This window comes from uncultured Chryseobacterium sp. (assembly GCF_913776365.1).
In the GTDB taxonomy this organism is placed as follows: Bacteria; Bacteroidota; Bacteroidia; order Flavobacteriales; family Weeksellaceae; genus Chryseobacterium.
Genome location: NZ_CAJYMO010000230.1, coordinates 1 through 7557 on the forward strand (window position 1 = coordinate 1; position 7557 = coordinate 7557).

The following is a 7557-nucleotide window of genomic DNA, read 5'->3' on the forward strand; positions in this document are numbered from 1 at the left end:
TGCTTTCCTCGATTTTATGAGGAGCAAGGTTCAGGTTGCAGGTCCGGAGCTTGTAGATGTGCTTGATGGTATCCAGCAATACTCTCGCGGGACGCACCTTGGCATAAGGACCGTAGTATTCGGAGCCGTCCCGGATCTTCGTCCGGGTAAGAAAGATCCTTGGAAAGTCTTCATTTTTGATGCAGATCCACGGATAGGTCTTATCATCTTTTAGCATTACATTATAGAAAGGCTGATGGGCTTTGATCAGGTTGTTTTCCAACAGCAGGGCATCGTACTCGCTGTTAACAATAGTGGTTTCCAGTCGCTGGATCTTTCCCACCATAATCCGGGTACGGTATCCTGAAAGATTTTTGTTGAAATAGGAGAGAACCCTCTTCTTGAGATTCTTTGCTTTTCCCACGTACAGAAGCTGTTCGTTTTTATCATAGTACCGGTAAACGCCGGGCTCAGAGGGTAAGGTTTTCAGCTGTAATTCTAATGAAGGATTCATAATAACAAAATTACGTAATTTAAAAGCAAGAAGAAAGCCACAGGAATCCTGTGGCTACCAATATTATGTTAAAGTTACGGCTTATCCCTTGCTCATTTCCGTATATTCATGGACCAGAAAACTGAAATAATCCCATTCTACCGAATTTTTAGGGTATTTTTTCAGGAACTCCGCATTGTCGCCGAACAGGAAATTATAGTGGTCTTCAAAATCATCTTTGTGCAGCCATACCACCTTGTCACCTTTTTTCACATAGTAAGATTTGATAACACCGCCGCCCAGTTGCGGGCTGTAGCCAACGGAAATTCCTCCTGTCTCTTTCGCCCGCGGATCGTGATAGACGGAAATAACATTGTCAAACTCAGGATTGATCACCTGCATCAGGAATTCTTTGTCGTCTTTTTTATTTTTCAGGGATACGGTCTGGTTTACGAAATAAATCCTTTCATTATTGGTTCTTTTTGATAATTTTTTGGTACCGTAATTTCTGATGTTTCCCATGTATTTCGCCACTTTTGCAATTTTCTCGGCATTGCTTGGGTAGACATACATTTCGGCAATCTGTTCCGCATCGTAGACTTCAGACTTTTTGGAAATGCTGTCTTTCAGGGAAACTTCAAAGATCTGTCCTTTTTTCGTATCGATTTTGCTGCAGAACCCCTTGTGGGTTGTTCCGTCTTTTAGAATAACAGTGGAAGTTTTTTTAGGGGACGGGCGATCAAACCCCTCATTAAAAAGATACTGTTCCATGGTTTTGATTTCCTCTTTGGAATATTTCACTTTCTGTGCAAAGGAGGCCGAACCTGCCAGTAAGAAGGCAAGTAAAAAAGTTTTGAGTTTCATAAGGTAATTACATTTTTAATTTGAGCGGTAAAAATACTAAATAAAACGGGCTCTCTGGAAGAACCTGTCAATAATTATCATTTTACCTTTTTACCTGGCATCCGGACCTTATTTCTCAAATGGCTTCCTGCAGATCCATGGATTCGGCAGATGTTTACGGTCTGTGTTTTTTGTGGAAGATGGTATGCTATGATAGCAAGACGATCGCTAAAAGTAGGGCCGGTAGAATTCGTTTTTCCAGTTAGTCTTAAATGTGTAATTTTAAGACAAAATTTAGAGCATGATATACGGTGTAGATGTTTTCAGTTTCCATGATGTCCTGGAGATCTGTAAAACTCCCAATAAAGCCAAATTAAATAAGGCGGCAAAAGAACAGATTTTAAAATCCCAGAAAAATGTGCGGCAGATCGTGGAGTCAGACCGTTGTGTTTACGGAATCAATACCGGATTCGGGCCGCTTTGCGACACAAAAATTTCGGCTGATGAAACCGCCCGGCTGCAGTACAATCTCATTATCTCTCATGCCGTTGGGGTAGGGAAACCTATTGATAAGGAACTCTCCAAAATCATGATGATCGCTAAGGTCCATGCATTGTCCAAAGGGTTTTCGGGAGTTTCGCTGGACGTCATTGAACGAATGATCGTAATGCTGGAGAAAGATATTATACCCGTGGTTCCCGAACAGGGCTCGGTGGGTGCTTCAGGTGACCTCGCTCCTTTGGCTCATCTGGTATTGCCGCTTCTGGGCCTGGGAAAAGTCTGGGTAGGAAATGAAATTTATGAAACGGCAGAAATTCTGGAAAAAAACGGACTGGATCCTCTTGAATTAGGTCCCAAAGAAGGTTTAGGGCTGATCAATGGTACCCAGTTTATCCTTTCTCATGCCATCAAAGGACTGGAAAAATTCGAATACCTGCTGGATCTGGCAGATATGACGGCGGCAATGAGCCTTGAAGCCTATCGCGGATCGGCGAGCCCTTTCAAAAAGGAGCTTCATGAGATCAGACCTTTCGACGGAAGCCGGAAAGTAGCTGCCAGGATGCTGAAGTTTCTGAAAAATTCCGAAAATCTCCAGGCCCATGAATATTGTGACCGGGTGCAGGACCCGTATTCCATGAGATGCGTGCCGCAGGTACACGGAGCCAGCCGCAACGCTTTTGAACACCTCAGAATAATGGCGGAAACAGAACTGAACTCCGTAACCGATAATCCGATTGTGCTAAGTGCGGAAGAATCTATTTCAGGAGGTAATTTCCATGGCCAGCTGATGGCTCTGCCGCTGGATTATGCTACCCTGGCAGCAGCGGAACTCGGAAATATCTCGGACCGCAGAAGTTATCTGCTGCTGGAAGGGAAATACGGGCTGCCGAGGCTGCTGACGGAAAGCTCCGGGCTGAATTCCGGATTTATGATTCCTCAATATACTTCAGCTGCACTGGTAACGGAGAATAAGACCCTTTGTTTCCCTGCTTCGGCAGACTCAATACCCACGAGCTTAGGACAGGAGGACCATGTTTCGATGGGAAGCATCTCCGGAAGAAAATTCAATCAGGTCCTGGGAAATCTGGTGAATATCCTGGCTGTCGAACTCATGTTTGCAGCACAGGGGCTGGAATTCAGGAGGCCGGCAAAATGTTCTAAAATCATCGAGGAAAACTTTGACATCATCCGTTCAAAAGTCGCCAAGCTGGAAGACGACCGTCTGATCGGTGAAGATATGCTGGCTATTGCCCAACTGATACATGAGCGAAAATTTATTGTGAATTAGGACGATAATCAGTAGATCTGTAGCCTGGTACGAGATAAAGTATTTATTATCCATACTAAAGAAGCCGTTCAGAATCATGAACGGCTTTTTTATTTGTGTACTAATAGGTTACAAACTTATCCACAAACTTATCCACAGACTTATCCACATGTTTTTAACCGTTTTTTGTGGATAATACAATTCTGATTTCACCTTCTTCTTCTTCCAAACCTAGTCAGTTGAAAAAAAATGGAAGCCAGTGCTGATGAATCAGAAGTGAAGGGCTGTACTGATTAAAAGTTCAAGATAATCTCATGTGAAAGATGCAGATCCAGTAGGTATGGATGATAAATATGATGATATGTTGGAATTCTTTGGATAAAAAAACAATCAGGTCAATTCGGGTTTCTGATGCTGAAAAACAAAAATTTTGATAATCATCAACACTTCCGTCAAACATAGGCATGTTCATAACTTCATAAATCAGAACACCCGGAACACCGGTTCCAGGTAAGCCTAAACGTCATGCTGATCTTCAAAGCTCCTGAAAAAAGAAATCCATCATCTCATGTTTATATATTCGTAAACTTATAAGCATTAAATATATCTGATAATCAAATATTTATTGAGTTATCCACAATTTTATCCACAGACTTATCCACAGACTTATTCACATTATTTTGTGGATAATGCACGTATTTTCATATGCGTCCCGGGAAACTGTTTTTTCTGATTTATTCATTTTAGAGCCTTCTGCTCTAGCATTTTAAGCGGGAATACATAACGGGGATTCATGGTTTATTTATACTTATCCACATTTTATCCACACCGGGATTACCATTAAAAACAGTTCATTTCCATTTCAGGCGGCAGGAGCGAATGAATTTTCCCGATAAGTACGGTAAGGGAAAATTTGCATTAAAATTGATCTCTGTAGGATCTGTCTTAAAATAATTTAACCTATGAACCGACCGCTTTATATTCAGGATATTCAGGAGCTTTTTGATGATGTGCAGAGATCGGAAATTTTTGAGGACCAGAAGATGATGACCGATGCGGTTCCTCTGTTTCCGGTTGATGAGATCAATGCAAAATATCAAAAGGAGAAGCAACAGCCGGGTTTTGACCTCAAAATATTCGTACTGTTGAATTTTGAATTTCTGCAGTCAGGGGTTCCTGTCCGGGAAGAGGTGCTGCCGATAGATGATCATATAGAAAAACTCTGGGATCAACTGATCAGAACCTCTTATGAAAATAAAGGGACTTTGCTGAAACTACCAAAACCCTATATTGTTCCGGGGGGCCGCTTCAATGAATTCTTCTATTGGGACAGTTATTTTATCATGCTGGGTCTGCAGGTTTCCGGACGGGTGGAAATGATGGAAAATAGTATTGAAAACTGTGCTTATCTGATTCAGTCTTTCGGATTCGTGCCGAACGCAAACCGTACCCATTTCCTGACCCGGTCCCAGCCGCCGTACTTTTCACTCATGCTGGACCTGCTGCACGAAACAAACGGCGATGAGGAGGTGTATAAGCGGTATTATGAAACCCTGCGGAAAGAATATGACTTCTGGATGAACGGATCACAGCAACTCAGGAATGGTTCAGTTTTCAGGAGGGTGCTGAAAACGGTTGACGGACATCTGTTGAACAGATACTATGATGCGGAAAATGAACCGCGTCCCGAAAGTTATCTGATTGACATTAAAAACAGTGAGCATGCAGGCGGAGAATTTTACAGGAAGATCAGGAGTGCGTGCGAGTCGGGATGGGATTTTTCCAGCCGGTGGTTTGCTGATGGGCAGCATATTCAGACTATTGAAATCCTGAACCTGGCGCAGGTAGACCTGAATTGCCTGCTATGGCATTTGGAGAAGACGCTGGAAAAAGCTTCTGCGCTTCGGCAGAAACCGAAAGAAGAAATGTTTTTTAAAGAAAAGGCTTTGCTGAGGAAAAGGATGATCAATAACTTTTTCTGGGATGGCGGTTCGGGGCTTTATAAAGATTACCATATAAAAAACCGCACAACATCGGCATCTGAACATGTGGCTGCCCTTTATCCATTGTACTTCGGGCTGGCAACACAGGAACAGGCGGCATCGGTTGCCCTGAATATCAGGGAAAAATTTCTGTATGGCGGCGGGCTGGTAACCACTACTTCTGACAGTGGCCAGCAGTGGGATTTTCCGAATGCCTGGGCGCCGTACCAGTGGATAGGTTTCAAAGCGATGAAGAATTACGGATTTGATGAGCTGGCGGACCGGATAAAAAACAGCTGGTGCGGAAATGTGGAAAGAATTTACGCCAATACCGGGAGATTAATGGAGAAATACAATGCGCTGGATACGGAAAGCATTGCCGGCGGCGGCGAATATCCGAACCAGGATGGCTTCGGATGGACCAATGGAGTGTATGCTGCTTTAAAAAATCAATAATAAAACCGGCGTACCATTCCGCCGGCTTTTATATTTTCCATTGAAAGCCGATGGCATCGGAAAGTTTTGGCTATACTGTTATTTGAGGAATGGGTTATGCTGTTTTTCAAAACCTATAGATGTAGGGTTTCCATGTCCTGAAAAAACCCGGGTCTCATCATGGAGGATGAATAGTTTTATTCTGATTCCTTCAATCAGCAGTTCGTAGTTTCCTTTGAACAGATCGGTTCTGCCGATGCTTCCTTCGAAGAGTACGTCGCCTGAGATGATGAAGTTCCGGTTTCGGTTATGGTAGACAACGCTTCCCGGCGAATGCCCCGGAACATGATAGACTGAAAATTTTTCTCCGTCAAAATCAAGTTCATCGCCTTCTTCAATGTATTCGATAGCTGCATTGATGTGTTCCAGGTTCATCCCGAACCTCATCCCGCTGATCTGGAACATGTCCAGTACTTCTTTGTCTTCCTGATGCATGGTAACCGGTAACTTAAAGGTATCTACAGCCCACTGGAGTCCGAGGATGTGGTCAATATGCGCGTGGGTAAGCAGGATTTTCTGAACGTTCAGTCCGTTTTTCCTGATGAAATTTGCGATGGCCTCCGTTTCCTGATGGCTGCTGTTCCCCGGATCAATCAGCCACGCATTTTTATTTTCATTATATAGAAGGTATGTATTTTCACTGGCAAAATTGAAGGTGAAACCCTGGATCTGAAGCATGTCTGAATATTTTTTGTTAAACAAATATAGTTAATATTACAGAAAGCCAATAAAAAGTGTTCCGGCACTGACGGCGTGCGGCAAGGATCATGGCGTTCCAGTCACGACGGATTGTTTGAAATTAAATTTAGCTTAAAGAGGGCTGAGTATGGGTTTTGCATGCGATTTTTCGTTATCTTCGTCATAATGAAAACTTTGCGACTCCTTTTATTGTCATTGAGCGGGCTTGTCTCCGGGCAGAACATCCAGAGCATCCAGCTTTTTAATCCGCAGACGAATGATGAAACGCCTGTCATCAATTTTGGCCAGCAGCTGGTCTTAAGTTTTGATGACCTTACCAATGCCAGCGAAATCTACCGGTATACCATCCGTCATTACAATAGAAACTGGGAAGATGATAATCTTTTCTTTACGGAAATTGCCAATGGCAGTATGAACGGGCTGCTGGACAAGTTCCAGTACTCTTTCAATACGCTGCAGTCCTATACCCACTACAAGCTTACCTTCCCGAATGATAAGATCCAGCCCAAGATTTCAGGGAATTTTGAAATCATCGTTTATAAAGACTCGGCTGATAAACCGCTATTTAAGAAGAGGTTTTATCTGGTGGAGAATGCTGCTACGGTGGCGGTTGGGGTTTCAAGATTTGCTGATGCGAGAAATCCCCAGGCCAATCAGCGGGTGGAAGTGAAGGCGGTTTCGCAGGGCAGCGATCTTTCCTCAAATGTTAATTCACTTACCCTTAAAGTCATGCAGAATAACAATCCTTCGATGGTGGTAAGTAACCTGAAACCCAGTACGACAATGGGGAATCAGCTTCTTTTTCAGCAGCTCTCGCTGGTATTCCCGGGAAACAATGAATTTTATTATTTTGACAATAAGAACATGAATATGGCTGCGGATATGGTGCGGGCTACGGAGATCACAGACGGAACAAACAATACCTATCTGCATCCGGTATGGGCTTTCCCTTTAAACTACCAGTATCAGCCCGATGTAAACGGTGCCTGGTACTACCGCCGGAACGATTTGGGCCGGGAGCGGGATGCGGAAAGGGAAGCGGATTATTCCTGGGTATATTTTTCCCTGGATTCAGAACCTGTAGATAAGGAAATTTATGTTCTGGGCGGATTCAATGATTTTAAACCGGCACAGGAGAACCAGATGAAATATGATGAAGCCTCAAAAAAGTATGTGGCAAAAATGTACCTGAAGCAGGGGTTTTACAATTATATCCTTGCAACCCGAAATGCAGACGGCAGCCTGAACTTCGGAGAAGTGAACGGGAACTTCTGGCAGACGGAAAATCTTTATCAGGC

Annotated in this window: 6 protein-coding genes; 3 read left to right on the forward strand and 3 right to left on the reverse strand. The window is 43.4% G+C overall.

Features of this window, described 5'->3' with window-relative positions; all coding sequences use genetic code 11:
* Together QZ735_RS11890 and QZ735_RS11895 are read right to left on the reverse strand one after the other, a co-directional pair.
* Positions 1 to 493, reverse strand: a 493-nt coding sequence (locus QZ735_RS11890) for a GIY-YIG nuclease family protein (RefSeq protein ID WP_294248614.1), incomplete at its 3' end; no start/stop codon positions are given.
* 81 nt (positions 494 to 574) lie between these two features.
* The gene (locus QZ735_RS11895) at positions 575 to 1336 is read right to left on the reverse strand and encodes a hypothetical protein (RefSeq protein WP_294248622.1); all 762 of its coding nucleotides are present in this window, start codon (positions 1334 to 1336) and stop codon (positions 575 to 577) included.
* A 280-nt stretch (positions 1337 to 1616) separates the two neighbouring features.
* On the opposite strand from QZ735_RS11895, the gene hutH reads away from it, so the two are divergent.
* Positions 1617 to 3104, forward strand: a complete 1488-nt coding sequence (gene hutH / locus QZ735_RS11900; RefSeq protein ID WP_294248625.1) for a histidine ammonia-lyase — start codon at positions 1617 to 1619, stop codon at positions 3102 to 3104.
* Between the two features lie 941 nt (positions 3105 to 4045).
* Positions 4046 to 5521: a trehalase family glycosidase gene (locus QZ735_RS11905; RefSeq protein ID WP_294248627.1), complete on the forward strand. Its 1476-nt coding sequence runs from the start codon at positions 4046 to 4048 to the stop codon at positions 5519 to 5521.
* 78 nt (positions 5522 to 5599) lie between these two features.
* Here the strand turns inward: QZ735_RS11905 and QZ735_RS11910 are convergent, their stop codons facing one another.
* Entirely contained in the window at positions 5600 to 6238 is a 639-nt protein-coding gene (locus tag QZ735_RS11910) for an MBL fold metallo-hydrolase (RefSeq protein WP_294248630.1), read from the reverse strand.
* Positions 6239 to 6424: 186 nt separating this feature from the next.
* Between QZ735_RS11910 and QZ735_RS11915 the strand changes: the two genes are divergently transcribed.
* A partial coding sequence (locus QZ735_RS11915; RefSeq protein WP_294248633.1) for a type IX secretion system plug protein domain-containing protein occupies positions 6425 to 7557 on the forward strand: 1133 nt, incomplete at its 3' end.